The 24,871-nt window shown below is 32.7% G+C and carries 24 protein-coding genes and 2 tRNA genes; 9 read left to right on the top strand and 17 right to left on the bottom strand.

The genetic code is table 11. The annotated features are described in order from the left end of the window. Nucleotide 1 precedes the first annotated feature (1 nt). Nucleotides 2-1,102, bottom strand: coding sequence for a Glu/Leu/Phe/Val dehydrogenase (locus tag ABHQ57_RS07510; RefSeq protein WP_389863069.1), 1,101 nt, complete (start codon nt 1,100-1,102; stop codon nt 2-4). A 155-nt stretch (nt 1,103-1,257) separates the two neighbouring features. Between ABHQ57_RS07510 and ABHQ57_RS07515 the strand changes: the two genes are divergently transcribed. Both ABHQ57_RS07515 and ABHQ57_RS07520 read left to right on the top strand, forming a co-directional pair. Continuing rightward, complete coding sequence (locus ABHQ57_RS07515) at nt 1,258-3,012, top strand: ABC transporter ATP-binding protein (protein ID WP_047789261.1); 1,755 nt, start codon at nt 1,258-1,260, stop codon at nt 3,010-3,012. Between the two features lie 82 nt (nt 3,013-3,094). Next, complete coding sequence (locus ABHQ57_RS07520) at nt 3,095-3,457, top strand: PUR family DNA/RNA-binding protein (RefSeq protein WP_047789260.1); 363 nt, start codon at nt 3,095-3,097, stop codon at nt 3,455-3,457. 379 nt (nt 3,458-3,836) lie between these two features. Here the strand turns inward: ABHQ57_RS07520 and ABHQ57_RS07525 are convergent, their stop codons facing one another. The 3 genes from ABHQ57_RS07525 to ABHQ57_RS07535 are packed head-to-tail and all read right to left on the bottom strand — an operon-like array spanning nt 3,837 to nt 6,140. After that, entirely contained in the window at nt 3,837-4,874 is a 1,038-nt protein-coding gene (locus ABHQ57_RS07525) for a chorismate-binding protein (protein WP_167713513.1), read from the bottom strand. After that, the gene (locus tag ABHQ57_RS07530) at nt 4,871-5,722 is read right to left on the bottom strand and encodes an alpha/beta fold hydrolase (RefSeq protein ID WP_167713514.1); all 852 of its coding nucleotides are present in this window, start codon (nt 5,720-5,722) and stop codon (nt 4,871-4,873) included. Before ABHQ57_RS07530 ends, ABHQ57_RS07525 begins: the two co-directional genes overlap by 4 nt. A gap of 1 nt (nt 5,723) precedes the next feature. Next, nucleotides 5,724-6,140: a PaaI family thioesterase gene (locus ABHQ57_RS07535; protein ID WP_073181248.1), complete on the bottom strand. Its 417-nt coding sequence runs from the start codon at nt 6,138-6,140 to the stop codon at nt 5,724-5,726. Between the two features lie 58 nt (nt 6,141-6,198). On the opposite strand from ABHQ57_RS07535, the gene ABHQ57_RS07540 reads away from it, so the two are divergent. The 3 genes from ABHQ57_RS07540 to ABHQ57_RS07550 all read left to right on the top strand — a co-directional run bounded on the left by ABHQ57_RS07540 (nt 6,199) and on the right by ABHQ57_RS07550 (nt 8,076). Beyond that, the gene (locus ABHQ57_RS07540; RefSeq protein WP_047789379.1) at nt 6,199-6,699 is read left to right on the top strand and encodes a hypothetical protein; all 501 of its coding nucleotides are present in this window, start codon (nt 6,199-6,201) and stop codon (nt 6,697-6,699) included. Nucleotides 6,700-6,702: 3 nt separating this feature from the next. After that, the gene (locus tag ABHQ57_RS07545; protein ID WP_159616482.1) at nt 6,703-7,323 is read left to right on the top strand and encodes an L-threonylcarbamoyladenylate synthase; all 621 of its coding nucleotides are present in this window, start codon (nt 6,703-6,705) and stop codon (nt 7,321-7,323) included. An 84-nt stretch (nt 7,324-7,407) separates the two neighbouring features. After that, nucleotides 7,408-8,076 (top strand): ceramidase domain-containing protein, encoded by a 669-nt coding sequence (locus tag ABHQ57_RS07550; protein ID WP_167713515.1) that lies wholly within the window; start codon nt 7,408-7,410, stop codon nt 8,074-8,076. Here the strand turns inward: ABHQ57_RS07550 and ABHQ57_RS07555 are convergent. From ABHQ57_RS07555 to ABHQ57_RS07605, 11 genes are all read right to left on the bottom strand, one after another. Then, complete coding sequence (locus ABHQ57_RS07555) at nt 8,068-9,066, bottom strand: glycosyltransferase family 2 protein (protein WP_196781609.1); 999 nt, start codon at nt 9,064-9,066, stop codon at nt 8,068-8,070. The two genes, ABHQ57_RS07550 and ABHQ57_RS07555, sit on opposite strands and share 9 nt — an antisense overlap. A 160-nt stretch (nt 9,067-9,226) precedes the next feature. Next, nucleotides 9,227-11,068, bottom strand: a complete 1,842-nt coding sequence (locus ABHQ57_RS07560; protein WP_167713517.1) for a PLP-dependent transferase — start codon at nt 11,066-11,068, stop codon at nt 9,227-9,229. A gap of 225 nt (nt 11,069-11,293) precedes the next feature. Continuing rightward, the gene (locus ABHQ57_RS07565; RefSeq protein ID WP_231128389.1) at nt 11,294-11,662 is read right to left on the bottom strand and encodes a VOC family protein; all 369 of its coding nucleotides are present in this window, start codon (nt 11,660-11,662) and stop codon (nt 11,294-11,296) included. Between the two features lie 200 nt (nt 11,663-11,862). Beyond that, nucleotides 11,863-12,678, bottom strand: a complete 816-nt coding sequence (locus ABHQ57_RS07570) for a helix-turn-helix domain-containing protein (protein WP_167713519.1) — start codon at nt 12,676-12,678, stop codon at nt 11,863-11,865. 111 nt (nt 12,679-12,789) lie between these two features. Beyond that, nucleotides 12,790-14,928: an amino acid permease gene (locus tag ABHQ57_RS07575; RefSeq protein ID WP_389863080.1), complete on the bottom strand. Its 2,139-nt coding sequence runs from the start codon at nt 14,926-14,928 to the stop codon at nt 12,790-12,792. A 326-nt stretch (nt 14,929-15,254) separates the two neighbouring features. Beyond that, nucleotides 15,255-17,474, bottom strand: coding sequence for a nitric-oxide reductase large subunit (locus ABHQ57_RS07580; protein WP_167713521.1), 2,220 nt, complete (start codon nt 17,472-17,474; stop codon nt 15,255-15,257). A gap of 10 nt (nt 17,475-17,484) precedes the next feature. Then, nucleotides 17,485-18,204, bottom strand: a complete 720-nt coding sequence (gene ric / locus ABHQ57_RS07585; RefSeq protein WP_167713522.1) for an iron-sulfur cluster repair di-iron protein — start codon at nt 18,202-18,204, stop codon at nt 17,485-17,487. Between the two features lie 66 nt (nt 18,205-18,270). After that, a complete protein-coding gene (locus ABHQ57_RS07590) occupies nt 18,271-18,711 on the bottom strand; it encodes an Rrf2 family transcriptional regulator (RefSeq protein ID WP_047789250.1) in 441 nt (146 codons plus the stop codon). Between the two features lie 114 nt (nt 18,712-18,825). After that, nucleotides 18,826-19,251: a DUF2147 domain-containing protein gene (locus tag ABHQ57_RS07595; RefSeq protein WP_073181225.1), complete on the bottom strand. Its 426-nt coding sequence runs from the start codon at nt 19,249-19,251 to the stop codon at nt 18,826-18,828. 50 nt (nt 19,252-19,301) lie between these two features. Next, on the bottom strand, nt 19,302-19,829 hold the full coding sequence (locus ABHQ57_RS07600) for an HAD family hydrolase (protein WP_167713523.1): 528 nt from the start codon (nt 19,827-19,829) through the stop codon (nt 19,302-19,304). Beyond that, on the bottom strand, nt 19,813-20,571 hold the full coding sequence (locus tag ABHQ57_RS07605; protein WP_167713524.1) for a Rossmann-like and DUF2520 domain-containing protein: 759 nt from the start codon (nt 20,569-20,571) through the stop codon (nt 19,813-19,815). The genes ABHQ57_RS07600 and ABHQ57_RS07605 overlap by 17 nt, the downstream gene beginning before the upstream one ends. Before the next feature lie 152 nt (nt 20,572-20,723). Between ABHQ57_RS07605 and ABHQ57_RS07610 the strand changes: the two genes are divergently transcribed. The 3 genes from ABHQ57_RS07610 (at nt 20,724) to ABHQ57_RS07620 (ending at nt 23,044) form a co-directional block, all read left to right on the top strand. Next, entirely contained in the window at nt 20,724-22,133 is a 1,410-nt protein-coding gene (locus ABHQ57_RS07610) for an MATE family efflux transporter (RefSeq protein WP_167713525.1), read from the top strand. A 63-nt stretch (nt 22,134-22,196) separates the two neighbouring features. Beyond that, nucleotides 22,197-22,913, top strand: coding sequence for a bacillithiol biosynthesis deacetylase BshB1 (gene bshB1, locus ABHQ57_RS07615; protein ID WP_167713526.1), 717 nt, complete (start codon nt 22,197-22,199; stop codon nt 22,911-22,913). Nucleotides 22,914-22,968: 55 nt separating this feature from the next. After that, a tRNA-His gene (locus ABHQ57_RS07620) sits at nt 22,969-23,044 on the top strand. A gap of 81 nt (nt 23,045-23,125) precedes the next feature. Here ABHQ57_RS07620 and ABHQ57_RS07625 read toward each other — a convergent pair. Beyond that, entirely contained in the window at nt 23,126-24,034 is a 909-nt protein-coding gene (locus ABHQ57_RS07625; protein WP_167713527.1) for a lysophospholipid acyltransferase family protein, read from the bottom strand. Between the two features lie 87 nt (nt 24,035-24,121). Between ABHQ57_RS07625 and ABHQ57_RS07630 the strand changes: the two genes are divergently transcribed. After that, complete coding sequence (locus ABHQ57_RS07630; protein WP_047789243.1) at nt 24,122-24,763, top strand: rhomboid family intramembrane serine protease; 642 nt, start codon at nt 24,122-24,124, stop codon at nt 24,761-24,763. Between the two features lie 34 nt (nt 24,764-24,797). Here ABHQ57_RS07630 and ABHQ57_RS07635 read toward each other — a convergent pair. Next, nucleotides 24,798-24,870: transfer RNA gene (locus ABHQ57_RS07635), tRNA-Gly, on the bottom strand. Nucleotide 24,871: the final 1 nt, after the last annotated feature.

The raw sequence follows: 24,871 nt of genomic DNA on the forward strand, positions 1-24,871 counted from the left end.
TCTAGCTATTTTGCTCTTTTTTGCGAGCATCAATTCTTGCTTGTGCAATATTGAAAGCAGCTTGATGTGTAGTGATATTCTCTTTTTCTGATAAATTAAAAATTTCTAATGTAGTATTGTAAATGTTTTCAGTTCTTTTTAAGCTCTCAGCTTTATCGTAACCAACAACTTCAGCATATACATTAATAATTCCACCAGCGTTAATTAAGAAATCAGGAGCATAAGCAATTCCCTTTTCTTTTAACATTGTACCGTGTTTTAATTCATTTGCTAATTGGTTGTTAGCAGCACCTGCAATTACCTTAGCTTTTAATTGAGCGATACTTTCATCATTAATAGTAGCACCTAAAGCACATGGAGCGTAAATATCAACATCTAATCCAAAAATGTCATTTCCTAACACTACGTTTGCACCATATTTTTTACTTAATTCTTCTAAACGAGCCTCGTTAATATCGTTTAAAACAACTTGAGCTCCTTCGTCGGTAATGTGCTTCACTAAAGTTTCTCCAACATGACCAACACCTTGAACTAATACTTTTTTACCGTCTAAGTTATCAGTTCCAAACTTGTATTTAGCAGCAGCTTTCATTCCCATGTAAACACCATAAGCTGTTACAGGAGAAGGGTTTCCAGAGCCTCCAATACTTTCAGAAACACCTGTTACATGTGGAGTAACTTCACGGATTATATCCATGTCACGGGTTTCCATTCCTACATCTTCAGCAGTAATATATTTTCCACTTAAAGAATTAACAAACTCACCAAATTTACGCATTAAAGCGTCATTTTTTTGAGTTTTAGCATCACCAATAATAACTGCTTTACCACCTCCAAGGTTTAATCCAGTAACAGCAGATTTGTAAGTCATACCACGAGACAAACGTAACACATCGTTTAAAGCTTCCCATTCACTTCTATATTGCCACATTCTAGTACCTCCTAAAGCAGGCCCTAAAGTTGTATTGTGGATACCGATAATTGCTTTTAAACCTGTATCTTCGTCGTTGCAAAAAACGATTTGCTCGTGATTGTCAAAAGATAACTGACCGAACACTGGGTCGTTCTTAAGATCTTTAGTATCAATGATTTCTGATGTCATTTGTTTTGTTTTTTTATTTGAGATGATTTGGGTAATCTCAAAAATTAGATGACAAAAGTAAGAAATCGTTAAAACATAAGCAAAAAAAGAGGTCTCAATTAAGGTATCTTTAACAAGACCCTTTTATAAAGTTTAATTTTTATAATAAAATAGAATTGAAAGCATTACAATACTTAAACAAGTACTTTGTTAAATACAAATGGAGGTTATTATTAGGAGTTTTTATAACTGTATTAGCTAAAATATTTACATTAAAAGTTCCTAATTATGTGTTAACTTCTTTAAATGTTGTGGAAGATTATCAATTAGGTAAAATAACTGAAATATCAGAAGTTAAAAGTATCCTTTTTACAAATATTTTGCTTATAGTAGGGGTAACACTGTTAGGTGGTTTCTTTACATTCTTAATGCGTCAAACTATAATTGTAATGTCTCGATTAATAGAGTTTGATTTAAAAAATGAAATTTATCAGCAATATCAACGACTGTCACTTAATTTTTACAAACAAAATAGAACTGGTGATTTAATGAACCGTATTAGTGAAGATGTTTCTAAAGTTCGTATGTATTTTGGACCAGCCATCATGTATTCATTAAATATGTTAGTGTCTTTTGCAGTCGGTTTTACTCAAATGTATGCAATATCACCAAAGCTCACCTTGTATACAATGATACCTTTTCCTGTTTTATCAGTATCAGTATTTATTTTAAGCAAGCAGATTAATAAACGAAGTACAGTAGTTCAGCAATACCTTTCAAAATTAACAACGTTTAATCAAGAGTTTTTCTCTGGTATTAATGTAGTAAAATCATATGCAATAGAAAGCGCTGTGATTAATAACTTTGATACGTTGGCAGATGCTAGTAAAGATAAAAATATAAACCTATATAAAGTACAAGCGTTATTTTTTCCATTAATGATTTTATTAATAGGAATTAGTAATATCATTGTTTTGTATGTTGGTGGTACTTTATATATTAATGAAGAAATTAAAGTAGGAGCCATTGGTGCTTTTGTTATGTATGTAAATATTTTAACATGGCCAGTAGCTGTAGTTGGTTGGGTAACTTCAATGGTGCAGCAGGCTGAAGCTTCTCAAGAAAGAATTAATGAATTTTTAGAACAAGTTCCTGAAATTGAAAATGCAAATGAAGGAGAAACTATCATTGAAGGAGATATTGAGTTTAATCATGTTTCTTTAGCCTATGAAGACACAAATATCACAGCGTTAAAAGATGTAAGTTTTAAGGTAGAAAAAGGAGAAACACTAGCAATATTAGGAAAAACAGGAAGTGGTAAGTCATCTATAATAAACTTAGTTTCACGTTTGTATGATACTACAGGAGGGACTGTATTAATGGACGGAAAAGATATTAAAACCTGCAATTTATATGATATAAGAAATCAAATTGGTTTTGTGCCGCAAGAACCGTTCTTGTTTTCAGATACCATTGAAAACAATATAAAATTTGGAAAAGAAGACGCTACAGAAGAAGAAATTATAGAAGCAGCCAAAAACGCGGTTATACACGATAATATTATCGATTTTAAACAAGGCTATAAAACTATTTTAGGAGAGCGTGGTGTTACGCTTTCTGGAGGGCAAAAGCAACGAACTTCTATAGCAAGAGCCATTATAAAAGATCCTAAAATTTTAATTTTTGACGATTGTCTATCAGCTGTAGATACTGAGACTGAAGAGAAAATTTTATCAAATTTAGAAAGAGTTTCTAGTGATAAAACAACGATAATAATAAGCCATAGGGTATCATCTGCAAAAAATGCAGATAAAATAATAATATTAGATGAAGGAAAGATTATTCAGCAAGGTGTTCACAATCAATTAGTAAAAGAAAAAGGGTATTATAAAGATTTATACGAACAACAGCTTTTAGAAAAAGAAATATAGCATTTCGTATTGTCAAGTCAAATATTTTGTTAGATTTGTTGAGAAAATTTAAATAACCAACTATTATTTTAAGTAACGAATTATGAGCGAGAGAGTAGAACAAGAGGAAATCTTTTCACAGGTTTTAAGAGCAGGAAGAAGAACATATTTTTTTGATGTTAGATCTACAAAGGCAGATGATTATTATTTAACAGTGACTGAGAGTAAGAAGTTTACTCATGATGATGGTTCTTTTCATTATCAAAAACATAAAATTTACTTATATAAAGAGGATTTTAGTGATTTTAAAGAGATGTTGAACAAGGCAACAGACTTTATTGTAAACGAAAAAGGATCTGAAGTTATAAGTGAACGTCATCAAAAAGACTATAAAAAAGAAGAAAACGTAACTACAGAAGTAGCTTCTACAGAAAGCTTTACAGACGTTTCTTTCGACGATATTTAACAGAAGAAACTGTTATGCATAACTCTAAACACAAGTGATATTACTTGTGTTTAGAGATGATAATGTGCAGAAAAAAATCAATTCAAATTCAATTTACACTTAGAAAACTGCCAATTGTTGCACAGCAATTGGTGGTTTTATTTTTTACATAAGCGATTTTATTTTGTTTGGTAGTTTTGATGCGAATTCAACCAGCTGCTTATAAGTTAAAGTTCTACCCACTCTACTATTAAGTTTGTCTTCACGCTGGTTAATCCTAAGTAATTTTTGTTTCATAGGAAAGCGAGTTTTGAGTTCACCTAAATATAATAAAAAAAACTGAATTTCAGCAGGTTATGTTTGTTTTGGGGTAAAGTATTTTGTAGGGTAGGTGTTTTTCCTATAAAACTTTTTTCATAGTAGTAGTTTTTGCTACTGTTTCTTGCCATTCTTTTATAGCATTACTGTCGTTTGTAATTCCACCTCCAACATAAATATATACAGTGTTGTTAGAAACTTCCATACAACGAAGATTAACAAATAAATGACTTTCCTTATTGTCTGTATTCAATTCTCCTAAAAAACCTGTATAAAAGCTTCTATGATAGTTCTCATTATTTAAAATAAATTGTTTTGAAGCCTCTAAAGGTATTCCACAAACGGCAGGGGTAGGATGTAAGCTTTTGATTAAAGAAGCAGTATTCGTTTTTAACTTTCCATTAAGAATGGTTCTTAAATGGAGTAATTTACCCGCTTTTATAGTTTCAATACCAGATGTTGTAATGTTTAAGGAAATATCAGATAACCTATCAGTGATGTAGTCAGTTACAAATTGTTGTTCTTCTAATTCTTTTGGCTGCCAAGTAACATTAGTTGTGCCATTGTAAACTTGTGTTCCCGCTAAAGCCATAGTAGTAAAATTTTTATCTTTAATACTAACTAAAGTTTCTGGGGTAGCTCCTAACCATAACCCAATTTTAGGATGATACCAAACATATACAAAAGCTGTTGGGTAGTTATTCAGAAGTTTTTGAAAAGTATTAATAAGGCTGAAATCTGATAACTCAATTTTTTCTTTTCTGGAAAGAACTACTTTTTTAAACTGCTGATTTTTAATAGCGGCTATTCCTTTTTCAACTAGTTGAATGTGGTTCTCTTCGGAAGCTGCATCAGGAGCGTGATTAGTGTTGTTAGTTTGAGTATCGTCAATAGTAACTTTTTCTTCAACATAAGTAGATTGATTTCTAGGAATTAAAATAGCTTTTTCTCTGCTGTCAAACGGAGCAAAAATAAATCCACTCTCATTATAATTTTCAGAAGTAATTACATCGTTGTTTTGTTGAAACCACCCTTTAATTATAGAACTGTTAGGCTTTCTGTAAGTAACAAAAGGTAATTCTTTGTTGAAGGCTTCTTTTATGTTTAAAAAAATACTCAATCTAATTGTTGTATTAAATGTTCTTTAATCGTGTCAAATTTACTCCAAATAAATCCATGACCAGCATCAGGAATGCTAATTAACTCAAACTGATTTTCAGGAAACTGTTCTTTTAAAAATAAAGAGTTTTCAAAAGGTACAATCCAATCATTAGTTCCATGAATACTTACTATGTTGTTAGGGGTAGATTTCCAGTTGTTTTCAAATAGTTGTAAATCTTGTTTATGAGATAACTTTTCTTTGCTCGCTTCTTGCCATATTGGAGGAACCAACCATCGAGTAATTTTCCATTTATATAAATTTAAAGACCATGGCATGGGTTCTACTTCACTATATATAGCAGGAGCCAGCAAAATTACTTTTCTAACTTTTTCTTGTATAGCTAAGGCAATAGGTCCTCCATAAGAATAACCTACAAGAATCGTTTTATCGGGGTTAATATTATGTAAAATATTCTTTAACACGTCACGCTCAAAAGCAATACTTTCTTGAACCGGATTTTTGTCTTGATAATTGTAACCAATTCTGTCATATGAAATCATATTAGCTTTATTAAGCAATGCGCTATCCTTCATATATTTTACAAAATCAGTAGAAGAACCTATCGTTCCGTGAACAAAAACCAGTGTAGGTAAAGTAGTATCTTTTATGATTGAAAGTTTTCTGTACTCAAACCCTTTAAAGTTTTCATAAGTAAGGACAGGAGTAGCAGAGCTTCCTGAAAATTTTTCAAGTACTTTTACATCAGATTTAGGAGCAGAAAAATTCCAGAATAAATAATATAAAACAAGGAAAAGCACAAAGAGAGCAATTCCAACGGTTTTTAAGATTTTTTTTAGCAACTTCATGCTATTGTTTATCTAAAACAATATTGGTAATCTTACAAAGTGAAATCAAGTTATCATCCTCATCAACAATTCTCACTTCCCATAAATGTGTAGTTCTACCTTTATGAATCGCTTTAGCAGTAGCAAAAACATGTCCTTCTCGCTTACTTTTTACATGATTAATACTCAGTTCAATTCCTTTAATAATTTTATTAGAGTCTCTTAAAAAAAATGCAGAAGCACAACTACCAACAGATTCTGCCAAAGCAGCTGTAGCACCACCATGTAATATTCCATAGGGTTGATGTACTTTAGATGTCACAGGCATTTTTGCTGTAATAAAATCATCTCCTACATCAACAAACTCTATTTCTAAAGTTTCCATCAAGGTGTTTTTGTTGTAACTGTTTAAGACTGTAAGAGATGCTTGCTTATTCATGGTAACTAAAAATTATCACCCAAAAATACGTATTTTTGTACTGACAAAAAATGATAGAATGTATAAAGTACGCGTAATTTTAGATACGAAAGAAGATGTAATACGAACCCTGTTAGTAAACGAAAAAGCTTCATTAGAAAACCTACACTTTGATATTGCAAAAGCGTTTGGTTTTAACGGACAAGAAATGGCATCTTTTTACCGTACTGATGAAGATTGGAATCAAGGTGAAGAAATTCCTTTATTCAATATGTCAGAAGCAGGAGAAGGAATTTCAATGGCAACATGTATTTTGCATGAAGCCTTACCAAACCAACACGATAAGTTGATTTATGTGTACGATTTCTTACAAATGTGGACGTTTTATGTAGAGGTAATAGAACAGTCAAATGAAGAAGTTACTGAAACAAAAATGATCTTATCTGTAGGAGAAATCCCAGATCAAGCTCCAGAAAAAGAATTTAAGGCAGAAGATCTTTCAAAAAATATAGATGATGAAATTGATGATGAATTTAATAACTTTGAAAGCCTAGACGATTTTGACTTTGATAATTACTAAGCTATGGCACAATTTATAAAACTGTATAATGAGAACCCCAATCCAAAAGAGATTGAAAAAATTGTAAAAGTTTTACAAAATGGAGGGTTAATTATATATCCAACCGATACTGTTTATGGTTTAGGCTGTGATATTACCAATACTAAAGCACTAGAAAAAGTAGCAAGAATAAAAAAAGTAAAGCCAGAAAAAGCCAACTTCTCATTTGTTTGTAACGACTTAAGCCATTTATCTGATTACGTAAAGCAAATAGATACTGCAACTTATAAAATTTTAAAAAGAGCTTTACCAGGTCCATATACTTTTGTGTTACCTGGTAGTAATTCACTACCAAAAGCTTATAAAAAACGAAAAACAGTAGGTATTCGTGTACCCGATAATAATATAGCAAGAGCCATTGTAGCAGCTTTAGGAAATCCGATTGTATCTACATCTATTCATGATGAAGATGAAGTATTAGAATATACAACCGATCCTGAATTAATTTTCGAGAAATGGCAGAATATTGTTGATATCGTGGTTGATGGAGGATACGGAGACAACCATGCATCTACTGTAATCGATTTAACAACCGATGAACCAGAAGTAATTCGTGAAGGAAAAGGAAGCTTAGATATTTTGTAATAATAAGTTTAGTTGAAATCTTACAAAACCACTTTTTAATTAAAAACACAATCCCTATCTTAGTACAGAATAGAAAAAGGATATATGTTTTTACTGGATAGATTCCCCAACGACAGCGGACCAATATATCAAGAAACCATAGGAGGCAGATTGCCTGTTGAGCCTTTCAATACTTTTAGCAACTTAATTTTTATTGTTCTACTGATTTACTTCGGAAGAAGAATTTATCAAAACCCTAAACAATACCCATTTTTTTTGTTTGCCATTCCAGTAATATTCATCAGTTGGATAGGTGGTACCATGTTTCACGGTACAAGAAGTCATGAATTTTGGTTGTTGTTAGATTGGGTTCCTATCATGATTGTATGTTTAGGAGCTATTATTTATTTCATAGGAAAAATTAAAAAGAAATGGTGGGAACGATTAGCGATAATTGTAGCTATACTTTTAGTGTCTATTTTTCCACGATTTTTACCAATACCTTCAGGGTATAGAACATCGTTTGGATATGCAGTAACAGCATTTGCTGTAATAACCCCGTTAATATGGTATGCTTATAAGACCCGTTGGAGAAATGTAAAATACATTGTATATGGAGGAGCAGTTTTTGGAATAGCTTTACTATTTAGGACATTAGATAATAAAGTAGTTGTATTACCCATGGGAACGCACTGGTTATGGCATACTTTTGGAGGAATTGCAGTTTTCTTTTTACTCTATTATATCTATAAAGATGAGCAAGAATTAACGTAACTCGGTAAACTTTTTCCTTCCTTTAGCGTAATACTGCCAAACCACAGATGTATGCTCGTAGTAATTTGATTTTTTGGGAGATTCTTTTCTCTTTTTTATGAATTTAGGAAGATGCATATAAAAACTAAAATGAGCTTTTAAAATAGCAAACAAGTGGTTAGGTTTCCCTTCCAATAAAAATTTAACGCTAGCTAATCCGTCTAAGATCAAACGAGAAAAAATAATTGGAAATAATTTAGCAGAGGGTAAGTTTTTAACTAGGTTGAGTAAACTATTCCTGAAGTTTAAAAAGGTTTTCTTCGGGTTTAACGTGTCTAATGTAGCTCCACCAACATGATATACAGTGGATGCTCCTACATATTTTATAGTATGCCCACTATTTTTAGCGCGCCAACACAAATCAATCTCTTCTTGATGAGCAAAAAAATCTTCATCAAAACCATTGAGTTGATGAAAAACTTCAGAGCGGATAAAAAAACAAGCTCCAGATGCCCAAAATATTTCAGTAGTATCGTTAAATTGTCCGTTATCAGTTTCTAAGTCACTAAACAAACGACCACGACAATACGGATATCCAAAAGCATCAATAAAACCACCACCAGCACCTGCATATTCAAACTTCGATTTATCTTTAAAATCTAAAATTTTAGGTTGAATAATAGCAGTATTAGGTTCCTTTTTAAAAGTATTAATAATGGGAGTTAACCAGTTCTTGGTAACTTCAATGTCAGAATTTACCAAACAATATACGTCGGCATCAATATGCTGTAAGGCATCGTTATAACCTTTTGCATAACCACCATTTTCTGAGTTCTGTACAATTTTTACAGTAGGAAAATGTTGCTTTACAAATGCAATAGAATCATCTGTAGAAGCATTGTCTGCAACATACACTTCAGCTTCTTCTGAACTAAAAGTTATGACAGAAGGTAAAAATTGCTCAAGCAACTTTTTTCCGTTCCAGTTTAATATGACGATAGCTATTTTCAAGACGGTAAATTTACAGTTTATAAATGAATTTTGTAGACCAAAAAGAATCATCTCGACCGAAGGGAGAAATTTACTAATAGAGAAATTCCAATCGTTAAGATTTAGTTATGCTGAATCTTTTTTGATTTCTTCCTACGGTTGAAATGACGTTTTGTAGTTCTTAGATACTTTTTACAAAATCAAGGAAAACTTTTTTATGAAGCGCTAAATCCATATTAGGAGAAAGTGCTACACGAGCAATATAATCTTTATCACCTTCTTTGGTAGTTCCTTGTGTTGAGGTTGCAGGAATTGTCCAGTAACAACCTTTTAACTGTCCGTAGCTTACACAATACTTACTTTCATTCGGAATTTCAGTAATCATTAAATTGATAAGCTTTAAGTTTAAGGCTCTTTTATAGGCTTCTTTTTCTTCCGCAGTATTCCCTTTGGTAGGAAGGTCTAACGAAAATACTGATGGTGTAAATCCTTGCGCAGCTAGTTCTTCTGAAACAAAATTGATTTTAGCACCAGGTAATACTTCATGAATAAAGTTTACAAATTCACGTGTATTTTTATAAGCATCACTAATTCGTTGCGTCATCGAAGGCATTTGTGCAGCTAATATTTTGTATTGAAGCGGTGTAGCCTCGTTATCGCAAATGTGTAAGTGCTTTTCTATTTTTTTGATTAACGCGTTGGTTGTTTTATTTCCAACACAGTATCCAGCAGTACATTTTCCACCACTAGGGAATTTAGATCCACTAGCAAACGAAATAGTTCTAATATTGGCTAACATGTCTGTATCTCCTAAAAAGTGAACATTCGGACAGAAAGTTTGGTCTAAAATAAACACAGGATCAACGGCTGTTTCACCCGTTGGAGTCGTACGTTTTTTACTTAAAACATCTCTTAAATCGGTAAGGTTAGGTACTTCTACTCTTGGGTTGGTCGGAATTTCAGCAATGATATACGGAACCGCATCTTGTGCTGCAATGTTGGCTAATACGGTATCAATGCTCTCTACCATGTCGTTGTCTCCATCAACAGGTAAATCAACAATGTCTACGTTGTTTAAACAAGCAGCAACACGTCTCGCTTGGTCGTTTGTACCACCATAACAGTTTGGAGGCACTACAATTTTAATCGTTTTTCCCTTATGGTTTTCAAGAGCATCGTCAATCAATCCCATTAAAATGGCGTATTGTATTGAAAGTCCACTTGAAGCTACTAACGCTTTTGTGCTGGTATTGGTAATCTCATTGATGAGTCTCTCAACCTTTGCTTTGTTTTGTGCTACGTCAGTTACTGTAACCTCATACGGCTCATCGATAAGGCTTTTCAACGCTTTTAATGAATTAGCAGGAGTCATGGCAATAGTTTCTCTTCTTCTTACATGTTGAATGTCTGAAATATAAGAATCGTTTTGCTCTCCGTTTACCAATAAAAAGCTTCCTAATTCTGTGTGTGTGTTGATGTAAAAATCAACGTTTGGTACAATCGTAAAGTTGCAAATAGCTTCTTGTTCAACAATCAATACGGTACTACCATCAAATTCAGGAATAGCTTCAACACTATCCACTTTTTTTAGTTCAAATTGATATCCGTATACATTTTTAATTACTTCAGCATCAAAAAAGCTAGGAATTTCATTGGTAAACACTATTTGCGTGTTTTTATTAGCAAATAAATTCGCTCTTAACACAGCCAAAACAGGAACCGTTTGTGATGAAAAACTAATTACTTGTGCTGCTTTAGTGTTGTATAGTTTGGCAATCGTCCACTCTAATACAGACGATAACGGATGCCCTAAACGAATATAATCGTATGCAGTTGGCAACTCGCTTAACGCTGAAGCAGTAGCATTGTTGTTTTTATACAAATCTTCAAACTGCTCTAAAAACTGGGTTTTGGCTAGTTTTTCTATATAAATATCCAGACGGTGCGTGGTTAGGTTTAACCAATCTGCTGGCATATTTTCTACAACATTTTTTATATAAGTATGTACGTTTTTGTCTTGCATTATAGGTGTCTTTTAATAAGATTGCAAGATACGTTAATTAGATTTTTTTAGAAAGGGGAGAGAATGGTTTTATAAAGGGAGTTTTACTTTTGTTTGATGTATGAGCTGTAGCTGACTTTATAAATTTATGGGTTGGTTTTCAAGACACTTTAATAAAAAGAAATAACGGTTTGAGTTAGTACCCAAGCCATTATTATTTCCCTTTATTGTTAGAAGTTTGTTTTTTTAATTTGGCGAATGAAGTCCAATTTTATTTCCTTCTGAGTCGAGAAAAATGGCAAAGTACCCGTTTTCGTCAGCGTGAGGTGTTTTAGGTATCATAACTTTACCACCATGTTCTTCTACTTTATCAATAATAGTTTGCAGATTGTCTCCACCATTAAGGTAAATAGTAACCCCACTTGCAGAAGGTTCATAACCTTCGCTTTGTATAATTACTCCTGTAACCATTTGACCTTCGTAAGGAAATACCCCCATTTCCATTTCTGGAAAATAGAATCTTTCAATTTCTATACCTAAAATTTCTTTGTAAAAATTAACGGCTCGTGTAATGTTGGTTGCAGGAATTTCAAAAATTGAGACATAACTTTTCATCTGTTGTATACTTTTAGTGATTGATTCTTTAGATTGTGTTGTTTTAGAGATTGAAGTGCCTTTGTTTTTGCAAGACACAAGGCAAAAAAATAGGGTAATAATGGTAATAAGTGTGTTATTTTTCATTTTCGGCTTAGTATTATTGATGCAAAACTAAGAGCAGAAAATTAGTTGAAATTGTAAAAATGCGACACCTTAGTTTATTTGTAAAAAAGGGTAGAAAGCTTCAAGCTTTCGTCAGTAAGAAACTCTTTTGGGTTTATTCCTGTAAATTCTCTAAAGTCTTTGATGAAGTGAGCTTGATCGAAATAGTCGCTTTTATAGGCAACATCAGTTAGGTTTTTAGACTTTTGGTTAAGCATCAATTTTAAAGCTGTTTGCAATCGAATTACTTTTCCTAACTGTTTGGGGCTTACTCCAATTTGTTTTTTAAAGTTTCTTTCAAGCTGTCTTCGTTTAGATAGGTTGTTTTCGAGGATTGAGTTTATAGAAACACTTCCGTTTGTAGAAAGGAGAGTATCCACAGTACTTTTTACTATTTTATGAATTGTTTTTTGGTTGTTGAACGTATCCAAAAGAAACTTTTCGATGATTTCTATACGTTGTATCGTATTTTCAGCGTTGGTTATTTTTTGTTGCAAATCATCTGCGGTTTCCTTGTCAAAAAGGAGATTCAAGGGTGTTTCTGTGCTTGCTAAGTTGTTGATTGGTCCAGAGATAAAATTAGCAAATCCATAAGGATAAAACCTAATGGCAAAAGTATTGACATAACCTGTTGGTTCAATGTAGAAAGGTTCAATTATTTGCCCTAATACCATTGCCCGTGGTTGAAGTATAAAGTTATTTTCGGAAGTGTATCGTTTTATATCGTCTCCAAGAATAAATGCCATTTCTATACAACCATCTGGTACAATTCGTTGTTTTTGTGGTTCGGAATGTATAGGTACTTCCAACGTCCAATAACAACTAATAATTGACTTTAAATTTGTATGTGGTTCGTATGTTTGGTAGTCCATTTTGTCGTTTAATCTTTTTCAGCATGAGATATGGTTTACCAAAGATATAACTTCTATCAGAAATATAAATTGATAACTAAGTTCAATAAAAATAAATAACCAAACCAAAAATTAAGAAGTCTCTTCAGTATCCAGTTTATCTATTTCATAACTCATATATTCCTTATACAGTTTCGCGATAGATTTGGTTTCTCCAAGTATGGTAAGTACATCATCTGTTAGTAAAACAGTTGAACCGTTAGGGGTAAACGTTTTATCATTTCTTTCAACTAAAGCCACTAAAACGTCTTTTGGTAACTGAATATCCTTTAGCTGTTTTCCAATCATGGTGTCTTGCGGAGTTCCTTCGAGTAGTTTGATGCTTACAAATCGTTCGTTTTGTAGTAAAAACTCCTTAATTTCTCTGTGACTATTCATTTTAAGCAAGGTTTTTACGATTTGCTCTCGTTCTAAAATATCAAGAAGTCTCGATAGCATACGGAGTTGCTGTTTTGGGTTTTCATCAGAATTAATTAGAAAAGCACAGATTTGTAAGGGCTTTTTAAACTCATAGTCTTCAGAGGGAAGTGTTCCTTCAATTGGTTTTTTAGAAATCACAATTTTCATGGAAGGATGTGAAACACTCTTAAACTTGGCATGAAAAACTAAAATACCTGGTAAAGTGATGACAGATTCATCGGGTACCGACTGAAAGAACTTGTGTAGTACCCCTTCTTTGTTGAGGTCTAACTCTCTACAAAAGTAATCGGAAGCGATATTTAAGACTTTATCAAAGTTAGTGGTATCCTTAAGTATTTTTATTTTCGATGTAATTACGGTTTCATCAAACGGATCCCCTTCACGAAGTCCTTTTTCTTTTAAAATGGTCATTAATTCATTCTCCAATTCATCGTATTGGTGTCTTCCTAAAAGCGCAAACCAATGAAAAATAGCGCCTTCTCGTTTTACTTTTCCTTTAGAATAAAAGTGATACCAAAGTACCCCAATAACAATAATACCAGAGGTAAAAAGTACGGGCATCCATCCTAAATAAATAATAAGGATGAATGAAATAATAATTCCGACAACTTGCATAAACGGATATAATGGAGATAAATAGCCTGGGTCGTACGATTCTATTTTACTTTTTCTAAAAACAATAACAGAGAAGTTAATAAAGATAAAAATCAATAATTGGAAGGTACTCGCAAGCTTTACAATACCTTCTTCTGATAATAGTAGAATGAATACAATAATTAATGCTGTAGTTAAAAATATAGCGACTATAGGACTTCCTTTTTTACCAATTCTAGCTAGAATAGCAGGAAACAGTTTATCGCGTCCCATAGCAAACGGGTATCGCGATGCAGATAATAGTCCTGCGTTCCCTGTAGAAGCAAAAGCAGCAAGTGCTGCTACCGACATTAATAAGACTCCCACATTATCGGGTAGCCATTTAAAAAGTTGTTCTGCAGCTGTAGCAGCTGGTGCTAATTCGTTGGCAAAGGCAGTAGGCTCAATAAGAGTTACCATAATAAAAACACCCAAACCATAAATTAATCCTGTAACGACTAATGAAAGTATCATTCCTAAAGGAATATTTCTTTCAGGGTTTTTAATTTCTTCTGCAACGCTTACTATTTGAGTGAGTCCTAGGTAGGACACAAAAACAAAACCTATGGTAGTAAACATCCCTCCAAATCCGTTTGAAAAGAAGGGGGTAAATTGTTTCTTAATAGATTCATTGGTGATAGTATTTGAGGTGAATATAGAAAAAAGACCATCTGCAATAAAACCAATTAAAATGACTAATAGGAATATGACAAACACCTTTTGAAAGGCGGAGGTTTTTTTAGCGCCTACTAAGTTTAGTGCCATAAAAAAAAGGGTGGATACAATAGCTACTACCTTGGTAGGAACTTCCCAAAATATAGCGGCGTAAGCACCAATACCAATAATAGCAAAGGCTGTTTTTAGCATTAAAGCAAAATATGTACCTAGTCCGCCAATAGTTCCCATAAGTGGACCTAAGCTTCTGTCTAAAAAAAAGTAAGCACCTCCTGATCGTGGTAAGGCTGTTGATATTTCAGCAATACTAAACATGGTAGGTAGTATTAATACACCTGCAAGTAAGTAGGCTAAAAATACAGAAGGGCCTGTATAATGTGAGGCGATTCCTGGTAGTAAAAAGAAACCAGAGCTAAACATGGCTCCAGTACTTATGGCAAAAACATCAAATAATCCTAAGTCTTTTTTTAGTTTATTCCTCATGGCTTTTGTGTTTAAGGCTTATTATTAAGTGGTTAGACCATGAGAAGATATGAAAAAAATTACACTTTTTAGGTTTGGAGGTTCTTTACTTGTTTTATATCTACTAACTAAAAATCAATATTTAGGAAAATAGAATTGAATTAGATTCAAAAGACCTATATTTAATATATAGAGGTTTTGTAAACAAATTAATTAGTTTTTTTAGAGTTGGTAGCTAGTTATTAATCTAACAGACTTTTTTTAAGATGTTTTAAACAGTATCTTTTTGGAGGTAAAAAAACCTGTGTAATTATTTTACACAGGTTTTTTATAAAAATAAAGAGGGGTTACGATTTTTGTTTTATTGCATTAATCGTTGTTCTTACCACAAACCAGCAGAAACATACAATACCTAAAGAGAATACAGTATCTCCTATCATTCGCATCCATTTTAAAGTTTGTACTGTTGGATTGTATAATAATTCAGGATCTCTGGCAAAAGAATACCCTTTGGTAATAGAAGTGTAAGCTTGAATTATACCAACAGGTAGTAAGCTTAACACAACCATTAAAACTAACCCACCATTTAAAAACCAAAAAGCATTTTTTACGAGTTTTTCGTTCCAAGCAATGTTTGAATACAAGCGTAGGCAGATTAAAATAAAGCCCATACCTAACATTCCATATACTCCAAATAGAGCAGTATGTGCGTGTACAGCAGTTGTGTTTAATCCTTGGATGTAGTACAATGCAATAGGAGGGTTGATTAAGAACCCGAAAACACCAGCACCGACCATGTTCCAAAAGGCAACAGCAATAAAGAAAAAGATAGGCCACTTGTAACGTTGAATCCAAGCATTCTTTTTCAATAAATTCCAGTTTTCTCTAATTTCAAAGCCCATTAAGGTTAATGGAACCACTTCTAAAGCACTAAACGTAGCTCCTAAGGCAATGGCTTGTACTGGAGTTCCTGAATAATATAAGTGATGTAAGGTACCAATGATACCACCTGCTAAGAAAATGGTAGCTGAGGCTATCGCTGTTTTTCCTGCTGTTTTGGTTGAAATAATTTTCATTCGAGAGAAAATATAGGCAATAATCACCGTAGCAAATACCTCAAAGAATCCTTCTACCCATAGATGTACGAGCCACCATCTCCAATAATTAATTACAGGGAGTGAGCTGTTTTCTCCATACATTAATCCTGAGAAAAAGAACATACCAATAGCAACTACAGCTATTAATAGAATAGAAAGTAAATGTTTTGAGTCGTCTTTTTTACGGATACCATACAATACATGTCTACCAACCATAACTACCCATAATATTAACCCAATACCTAAGAATATTTGCCAGAATCTACCTAAATCCATGTACTCGTATCCTTGGTGACCAAAGAAGAAATTAGTGGTTAAGTCTAAAAATTGATGCACACCTAACCATTCTCCCAACATAGAACCCAAAACAATAATTAACAAGGCAATAAACAAGAAATTGATTCCGAAAACTTGGTACTTCATTTCTTTACCACTAATAATTGGAGCTAAGAATAATCCTGTTGCTAACCATGTAGCGGCAATCCAAAATACAGCAAGTTGTGTATGCCAGGTTCTAGAGATTGAATACGGAAGATATTCTGATAAATTAAAGCCAAAGAAAGCTTGACCCTCTACCGTATAATGTACAGTAACAATACCCAAAACAACTTGTAATACAATAAGAATTGAGATGACTAAAAAGTACTTTAATACTGCTTTTTGAGATCTAACTAATTTTAAGTCTAATAAGGGATCATTGCTTGGGTTTGTTACCGCTTCTCCTTTTTCATGATTTCGAATATAGTAATAGGTTAATACTCCTATAAATAATAACAATAAAATTATTGAGAATCCTGACCATAGTTGAGAATCGGGAGTAATTGTGTTATTAATCAACGGTTCGTGAGGCCAGTTAGAAGTATAGGTATAGTCTTGATTGGGTCTTTCTGTACTGGCAGCCCAAGAAGTCCAGAATAAGAAAGCATTTAGTTTTCTTAGTTTTTCAACATGGGTTAAGGCTCCTTCTGGAATAGCGTATTTTTTATGACCTTTTGAAAAAATGTTTGCATAATACGCTGAGTTTGCTTCAATGGCTTCTTTTCGCTCTTTAGAAATTGTTATTGATTGGTCTTTTTCATTAAAAGTGTTGGCTCTAATATCTTTTACCAAACGAGCTTTTAAGGCAGCTTTGTTTTCTTCATCTAGAGCATCATAGTTGGTGTTAAAGTCTTTTTTAGCCCAGTAGTTTAATAAGTAAACTGCTTCTTTATGAATCCAATCAGCTGTCCAGTCTGGAGCTACATAACTTCCATGCCCCCAAATAGAACCGACTTCCATTCCTCCGATAGATTCCCATACGTTTTGTCCATCTTGTATGTCTTTTTTAGTGTATATAGTTTCATTACTTCCGTTAACTTTTACTGTTTCAGGTATAGGGGGTTGGGTTTGATAAATTTCTGTACCTACCCATATTAATGCGATAAATGATAATACCACTACTGCAATAAATCCAGTCCAAATTTTTCTCATTATTAGTTATTTAATTTAATTGATTTTCTAATTTGATTGTTTTTTTAAATAGAATGTTGTTTTCTAAATGAATGTGTTTGTGTAAGTCTTCTTCAAACTCTTGTAGCATTGCTAAAGCAACTTTGTAAGTGTTACAAGCGTCTTCAGGGGGAGTGTAATTATTGGTAAGTTTTGCAATTGTTCTAAATCTACTACCTTCATTATCATGCTCTGTGTGCATCATGTTTATAGGATTTTCTACCGTACCAAATGGAGGGGGAGAAAGGGGAGTGTTTGAGTTACTTGCTTCAACTAACTTTTTAATAAAAGGAAATAAAATAAGTTCCTCTTTTTTCATATGTGTAGTAAGTTCCCCAGCACTTTCTTTAAAGAGTTGTAAAACCTCGTGTAGCTCAGGATGGTTGTTACCATGTACTTTAGCTAGTTTGGTTAAATATTCTAAAATTTCAGGAATTTGTTTTTCCACATAGGTATGGTGATTTTGGTAGATATAATCACACAAAAAATCTAAGGACCAGCTTTGATAATCGTTAGTAGATTTAGAACCTTTATCAATGCGAGTTAGTTTATTGATTAATATATCAGGAGCAATGTTCTTTTTTTTAGCAACCTCTTGAATAGTTCTGTTACCGTTGCAGCAAAAATCAATTCTGTAAAGCTTAAAAATTGTAGCTGTTTTATAGTTATTCGCAACTATGTCTGCTACTATTGAGTTGTTATTTATCTTCATTTTGTTTTTATTTAATGTTTATAAATCATAAAAAGACCTTTTTATCTTTTATTGTTCTAAATTTTTTTATTCTCGTTTTAGCCAAAAAGTATTTTTCTTGTCGTTGGTGTATAATACATCATGTAGGGTGTTTCCTTCTAACATTTTTCTCAAGTTATCTCTAATCTCTACAAATTTAAAGTGAAGAGGGCAAGGAGAGCTATCGTCGCATTGTTTTAAACCCAATCCGCAACCCGTATAAATACTATCACCATCTAATACACGAACCACATCGCTTAAGCGAATTTTTTTAAGGTCAGCTTTATTAATTACAAATCCGCCATAAGGACCTTTAATAGAATCAATGATATTATTTTTTGTTAAAATTTGTAATATTTTCCCTGTGAAAGCTTCAGGAGAATCAATAGCGGCAGCAATAGTTTTTACACCAACTTTATTATCTAAGCTAGATTGTTCTGCAACAAAAATAGTTGCTCTTAAACCGTATTCACAAGATTTTGAAAACATATAAAATAATATGTTACAAAGATATTAGTTTTCTTTATAAAAGACACTAAAGTCTTTTATTTTTTTATAAAAAAAGCATCATAAAAAAATGATGCTTTTGAATGTTTTTAAGACTTAGTTTTTTCGGTACCAGTAAGCGGTTCTACCAAAGGCAGCAAAACCTATGTAGCCTCTAATCTTTAACTTGTTGTCGTTTTCAAGTTTAATATAACATTTATATTCTTTTCCGTTTTTAGGATCTAAAATTTTTCCACCACTCCATTCATCACCATCTTTTTTTAGACCTGTTAAAATATTCATTCCTAAAATAGGATTGTTTTTACGCTTTCCACTACACTTATCACAAACAGCTTCTTGACGATTTTTGTCTGTAATCTCAATAATTTTGGCGTAAGCCTTTCCATCTTTTTTATATACTTCTATTACAGAGTCAACTTTATTGGTTTCTTCGTCACGATTTTCCCATTTTCCGAAAATAGTTTGTGCGCTCATGGATAAGCTAACGGTTGTAAATAATAAAGCAAAAAGTATTTTTTTCATAATTTAAAAGTTTTAATAGTATTTTAATTCTCAAAAAGTATTCCAATTAATTAATCGTATTGTGCATCAAAGTTACTATCCCATTTTCCTTGTACACGTAATACTTGTTCTATAATATCTCTAGCACAACCATTACCTCCAGTTTTATCAGAAATGTATCTTGAAATTTGTTGTATTTCACGAGCAGCATCGTTAGGGCAAGAGGGCATACCAACGAGTTTCATTACAGGGTAATCAGGGATGTCATCTCCCATGTACACTATATTTTCTGGGTTTAGTTTGTATTTTTCAACCAATTCATTAAACTGTTGAATCTTATCATGAGCTCCTAAATAAATATCGGTAATACCTAAGCCTTCTAAACGTGTACGCACTCCTTCGTTTTTTCCACCAGAAATAATACAAACCTTATAGCCAGCTTTTACAGCTGCTTTTAAGGCGTATCCATCTTTAATATTCATTTGACGTACAAGCTGTCCGTCAGGAAAAACGGTTACGATTCCGTTAGTTAATACTCCGTCTACATCAAAAATAAAGGTATCTATTTGAGGTAAGTATTCTTTATAACTCTTTTCCATTTTGTTGGATTGATTTTGTAATAAGTTTATAAATTTCTTGTTGTTCAGCATTTAATAATGCTAAATGGTTTTGAATAGTTTTTTGGTCATTTCTTTTGGCAGGACCTGTTTGTGCTGCCTTAGGACTCAATTCGGTTATTTTTTGAGCTGTTTCCTGAATTAGAGGTAGTAATACTTCAAAAGGAACTTGATATTCGTTGCAAATATCAGCGCCAATTTTATACATGTGATTAGTGAAATTGTTTACAAAAACGGCAGCAACATGTAATCGTTTACGTTGCTCCGAGTTGATTCGATATACCTTTTTTCCAATAGATTTAGCAAGGGTCTCTAATAACTGCAAATCTTCTTCGTTTTCAGCTTCTAAACAAAAAGGAATTTCATCAAAGTTTACATCTTTGTCTTTAGAAAAACTTTGTAATAGATAAAAAATACCCTTGCGTCCACTGTTTTGTAACGATTGCATAGCTACACTACCAGAAGTGTGTACAACTAAGCCGTTTTTTTGTTCAATTTTACGAGAAACATCACCAATAGCATCATCAGAAACCGCAATGATATACACATCGGCTTCTGTTAAAAGTTCTATACTATTTGTAATAGGAGTAACTTCTTTTAAATGCTCTATTTGCTCTATATTTCGAGCATACATTTGTACTAACGATACTTCGTTTGTTTTACTAAAAGCATTGGCTAAATGTGTAGCTACATTACCGCCTCCTATAATGGCAACCTTAATCATAGCACGAAGATATTGAAATTAATTAAAATTATTTTCGCATATTTGTACCATTATGATTGTATAAGTCACCTCAAATAGTTGTGTTGCTTGAGCAACAAATAGTTATGTCTTATTTCTTTTAAGACAATTTTATGTATTTATAAAACTTTATAATGACTGAAAACAATCAAACATCAAAACAAACTATATTCTCACTTTTTAAAGATGCTGTTTTAGGAAGACAGCAAGATTTTACGACAGGAAGTATTGGTAAAGCAATTTTTGTATTAGCAATTCCGATGATTTTGGAAATGCTGATGGAATCTATTTTTGCCTTGGTAGATATTATTTATGTATCTAGAGTAAGCGTAAATGCTGTAGCTACTGTAGGGTTAACAGAGTCTGTACTTACGTTAGTGTATGCTGTAGCCATAGGGTTAAGTATGGCAGCAACAGCTTTAGTCGCTAGAAGAACAGGGGAGAAGGATTTAGAAGGAGTAAATCAAACAGCAGTGCAAGTTATATTTTTAGGAGTTTTTATTTCTATCCTTATTAGTATTGTTGGAATTGTATATCCGAAGGAAATATTAGCACTTATGGGAGGCGAGCCTGATTTAATTGCTGAAGGTTACGGATATACTCGTGTATTATTGGGTGGAAACATAACAGTAATGTTATTGTTTTTAATCAATGCTGTTTTTAGAGGAGCGGGAAATGCATCCATTGCAATGTGGACGCTGATTTTATCAAACGGATTAAATATTATACTTGATCCTATTTTTATTTTTGGGTTAGGTCCAATACCTGCATATGGAGTAGAGGGAGCGGCTATTGCAACAACGATTGGAAGAGGGACGGCAGTTATAGCGCAATTAGGAGTATTGTTTTTTGGAGCAGGTAAAATAAAAATAGCGTTTAAAGATTTAGTGGTTAGAGTTTCTGTAATGATAAACTTAATAAAAGTGTCATTAGGAGGAATAGGGCAGTTTATTATCGGAACTTCAAGTTGGGTGTTTTTAATGCGAATTATGTCAGAATTTGGTAGTGAAGTGCTAGCAGGGTATACAATTGCCATTCGAATAATGATGTTTACCTTGATGCCTGCTTGGGGAATGAGTAATGCAGCAGCAACATTGGTAGGTCAAAACTTAGGAGCAGAACAACCTGAGAGAGCAGAGAAGTCTGTTTGGATAACGAGTAAATATTGTGCAATTTTTATGGGAGCAGTCTCATTGATTTATATATTCTTTGCTCCAACTTTTTTAGGATGGTTTTCTGAAAAGACTGAAGTTGTTGAAAATGGAGCTTTGTGTTTGCAAATTATGGCAGCTGGATACATAGCATATGCTTATGGAATGGTTGTAATTCAATCTTTTAATGGTTCAGGAGATACCAAAACACCAACCTATATCAACTTTGTGTGCTTCTGGTTATTTCAATTACCGTTTGCATACATAATGGCTATTACGTTAGATTTTGGTCCTATAGGAGTCTTTTTAGCAATAACTTTTGCAGAAATTTTAATAGCTGTTGTTGGTATTTGGATGTTTAAAAAAGGAAAATGGAAAACAGTTAAAGTGTAAACTTCATTTAGTAAATTAGCTATAATTATTTTAAAGGAAGTACTATATAAAACAATACAATAAATGAAACTAGATATATTAGCTTTTGGAGCGCACCCTGACGATGTTGAATTAGGATGTGCAGCGACCTTATCTAAAGAAATTTCAGAAGGGAAAAAAGTTGGGATAGTTGATTTAACTCGTGGAGAGTTAGGAACAAGAGGTTCTGCCGAATTGCGTGATAAAGAAGCATCAATAGCCGCTGATATTTTAGGAGTATCAATACGAGAAAACCTAGGTTTTGCAGATGGTTTTTTTAAAAATGATAAAGAACATCAACTAGAGGTTATAAAAATGATACGTAAGTATCAACCAGAAATAGTGTTGTGTAATGCTATTGATGATCGCCATATTGATCATTCTAAAGGAAGTCAGTTAGTGTCTGATGCTTGTTTTTTAAGTGGTTTGCTTAAAATAGTAACTGAGTTAGATGGAGCTCAACAAGAAAAATGGAGACCGAAACAAGTTTATCACTATATACAATGGAAAAATATTGAACCTGACTTTGTGGTAAATGTTACTGGTTTTATGGACAAAAAAATAAGTTCAGTTATGGCGTATTCATCACAGTTTTTTGATCCGAAAAGTAATGAGCCAGAAACGCCTATAACTAGTAAAAACTTTACCGATAGTATAGAGTATAGGGCAAGAGATTTGGGTAGATTAATAGGAGTTGATTTTGCAGAAGGCTTTACATCAGAACGTTACGTGGCAGTAGAAAATTTAAGTAAATTAATTTAAAAAAAAGTTTTGCCACAATGTAAAAAGAATGTATATTTGCACCCGCAAGTTACATGGTGATTGTAGCTCAGCTGGTTAGAGCGCCGGATTGTGGTTCCGGAGGTCGCCGGTTCGAACCCGGTCTTTCACCCAAAACCTTCTCAATTTGAGAAGGTTTTTTTGTGTTTTAAATTTACTTTTAAAATTAGTGTTGAATAAAAAAGCCTCTCAGTTTATTGAGAAGCTTTTCTGTTTTCTAGCCATTGCGCGTATTTGTCTTTATGTTTAAAGCGTTTGTGTGTCCATAAATAAAACTCTGGTTGTGCTTTGATATTTTTTTCGGTAATTTCTAAATACTTGTCTGTTATTTGATAGTTTTCGAAATCTTTTGGATTTTCTGTTATCAGTTCAAATTCAACTTCAAAATAACCTCTCTTAACTTTTTTTGCAACATAGTTGACTACAGCAAAGTTATATTTTTTTGAAAGTATTTCAGCTCCAGTATGTACTGGAACCTTAATACCTAAGAATTTAGCCCAATAATGAGTTTTGTGTATTTGAGGAGATTGATCGCTTAATAATATGTATATTCCTTGTGTTTTATTTTTGTAATTTTTGTGAATTCCTTTGACAGTTTCAGAAGTTTTTAAACCAATAATTCCGAATTTAGTTCTTGAAGTTTTTACAGCTTTTTCAAAGTATTTGTTGGCAAGCCTTGTATAGGCACCAAAAACATCTCCGTTCAAAACTAAAGGAAGTCCAAAAGACCATTCCCAGTTAGCTTGATGTGCTCCTACTAAAGCAATGCTTTTACCTTCTTTAGTTAGTTTGTTTACTAGTTCAGGGTTTTTGTATTTGTAGCGTTTATGTATTTCTTTTTTACTAATGGTAAAAGACTTAATGCTTTCAAAAATTAAATCGACAAAGTGTTTGTAAAACTTTCTTGCAATGTTTTTTATTTCCTTGTCGCTTTTATCTGGAAAAGCTTTTTTTAGATTTTCTACAACCACTTTTTTACGGTATCCTATAAGGTTGAATATAATAAGACGGAAAAAGTCAGAAATTATATATAATAATCTCATGGGTAAAATTGATAGCATCCATATTAGTGGATAAACAATAATAAATAAGAATAGTTTCATTAAATGATATTTTTGACAAATATCGTATTAATTACTGAATGATTTGTTTTGTTAACTTTTGTTTATGTTTGTGGATAAACATAAATTATGAGTCAAATTATTATTATACTAATTGTAGCTAATGTGTTGGTATCTTTAAAAGGATTTAGTGATGCAGCTTTTTTTGATCGTTATAAATTTCAAGTTCAAAGAATATTAGGGGGAGAAAAAATACGAATGTTAACTTCAGGTTTTTTGCATGTAGATTGGTTGCATTTAGGATTTAATATGTATGCTTTGTATTTATTTGGAAAAGTAGTTGACTCAAGTTTTGGTACATTCAATTTTATTTTAATCTATTTTGTAAGTTTAATATCGGGAAGTATGTATTCGTTGTATCAACATAAAAAAATGCCTTATTATAGTGCAGTTGGTGCATCAGGAGCTGTGTCTGGAGTAATATTTTCTTCTATAATGTTATATCCAAGTATGGAGTTGGTTATGTTGCCAATACCAATACCAATTCCAGGATATGTTTTTGGTGTAGGATATTTATTGTATTCTATTTACGGAATGAAAAACCAAGTAGGTAATATCGGTCATTCCGCTCATTTAGGAGGTGCTATTGGTGGATATTTGATAACATTAGTGTTGCGACCAGGTGTGATAACAAATCATACAATAATGGTTGGTATTATGGGAGTAATTATTCTAGGATTGTTTTTATTTGGAGATAAGCTAAATAAATAAAAAAAACCGAAACATTAGTTTCGGTTTTTTTTTGAGCGGGAGACCAGGTTCGAACTGGCGACATTCAGCTTGGAAGGCTGACGCTCTACCAACTGAGCTACTCCCGCA

Source organism: Tenacibaculum sp. ZH5_bin.1, assembly GCF_042865525.1.
In the GTDB taxonomy this organism is placed as follows: domain Bacteria; phylum Bacteroidota; class Bacteroidia; order Flavobacteriales; family Flavobacteriaceae; genus Polaribacter; species Polaribacter mesophilus.

Excerpts from the sequence above, each read along its gene's own strand:
- ABHQ57_RS07560 (WP_167713517.1), bottom strand. The coding sequence starts at position 11,068 with ATGCAAGACAAAAACGTACATACTTATATAAAAAATGTTGTAGAAAAT.
- ABHQ57_RS07575 (WP_389863080.1), bottom strand. The coding sequence starts at position 14,928 with ATGAGGAATAAACTAAAAAAAGACTTAGGATTATTTGATGTTTTTGCC.
- ABHQ57_RS07630 (WP_047789243.1), top strand. The coding sequence starts at position 24,122 with ATGAGTCAAATTATTATTATACTAATTGTAGCTAATGTGTTGGTATCT.
- ABHQ57_RS07600 (WP_167713523.1), bottom strand. The coding sequence starts at position 19,829 with ATGGAAAAGAGTTATAAAGAATACTTACCTCAAATAGATACCTTTATT.
- ABHQ57_RS07595 (WP_073181225.1), bottom strand. The coding sequence starts at position 19,251 with ATGAAAAAAATACTTTTTGCTTTATTATTTACAACCGTTAGCTTATCC.
- ABHQ57_RS07570 (WP_167713519.1), bottom strand. The coding sequence starts at position 12,678 with ATGGACTACCAAACATACGAACCACATACAAATTTAAAGTCAATTATT.
- ric (WP_167713522.1), bottom strand. The coding sequence starts at position 18,204 with ATGAAGATAAATAACAACTCAATAGTAGCAGACATAGTTGCGAATAAC.
- ABHQ57_RS07520 (WP_047789260.1), top strand. The coding sequence starts at position 3,095 with ATGAGCGAGAGAGTAGAACAAGAGGAAATCTTTTCACAGGTTTTAAGA.
- ABHQ57_RS07535 (WP_073181248.1), bottom strand. The coding sequence starts at position 6,140 with ATGAATAAGCAAGCATCTCTTACAGTCTTAAACAGTTACAACAAAAAC.
- ABHQ57_RS07530 (WP_167713514.1), bottom strand. The coding sequence starts at position 5,722 with ATGAAGTTGCTAAAAAAAATCTTAAAAACCGTTGGAATTGCTCTCTTT.
- ABHQ57_RS07590 (WP_047789250.1), bottom strand. The coding sequence starts at position 18,711 with ATGTTTTCAAAATCTTGTGAATACGGTTTAAGAGCAACTATTTTTGTT.
- ABHQ57_RS07610 (WP_167713525.1), top strand. The coding sequence starts at position 20,724 with ATGACTGAAAACAATCAAACATCAAAACAAACTATATTCTCACTTTTT.
- ABHQ57_RS07580 (WP_167713521.1), bottom strand. The coding sequence starts at position 17,474 with ATGAGAAAAATTTGGACTGGATTTATTGCAGTAGTGGTATTATCATTT.
- bshB1 (WP_167713526.1), top strand. The coding sequence starts at position 22,197 with ATGAAACTAGATATATTAGCTTTTGGAGCGCACCCTGACGATGTTGAA.
- ABHQ57_RS07605 (WP_167713524.1), bottom strand. The coding sequence starts at position 20,571 with ATGATTAAGGTTGCCATTATAGGAGGCGGTAATGTAGCTACACATTTA.
- ABHQ57_RS07545 (WP_159616482.1), top strand. The coding sequence starts at position 6,703 with ATGGCACAATTTATAAAACTGTATAATGAGAACCCCAATCCAAAAGAG.
- ABHQ57_RS07565 (WP_231128389.1), bottom strand. The coding sequence starts at position 11,662 with ATGAAAAGTTATGTCTCAATTTTTGAAATTCCTGCAACCAACATTACA.
- ABHQ57_RS07625 (WP_167713527.1), bottom strand. The coding sequence starts at position 24,034 with ATGAAACTATTCTTATTTATTATTGTTTATCCACTAATATGGATGCTA.
- ABHQ57_RS07540 (WP_047789379.1), top strand. The coding sequence starts at position 6,199 with ATGTATAAAGTACGCGTAATTTTAGATACGAAAGAAGATGTAATACGA.
- ABHQ57_RS07550 (WP_167713515.1), top strand. The coding sequence starts at position 7,408 with ATGTTTTTACTGGATAGATTCCCCAACGACAGCGGACCAATATATCAA.
- ABHQ57_RS07510 (WP_389863069.1), bottom strand. The coding sequence starts at position 1,102 with ATGACATCAGAAATCATTGATACTAAAGATCTTAAGAACGACCCAGTG.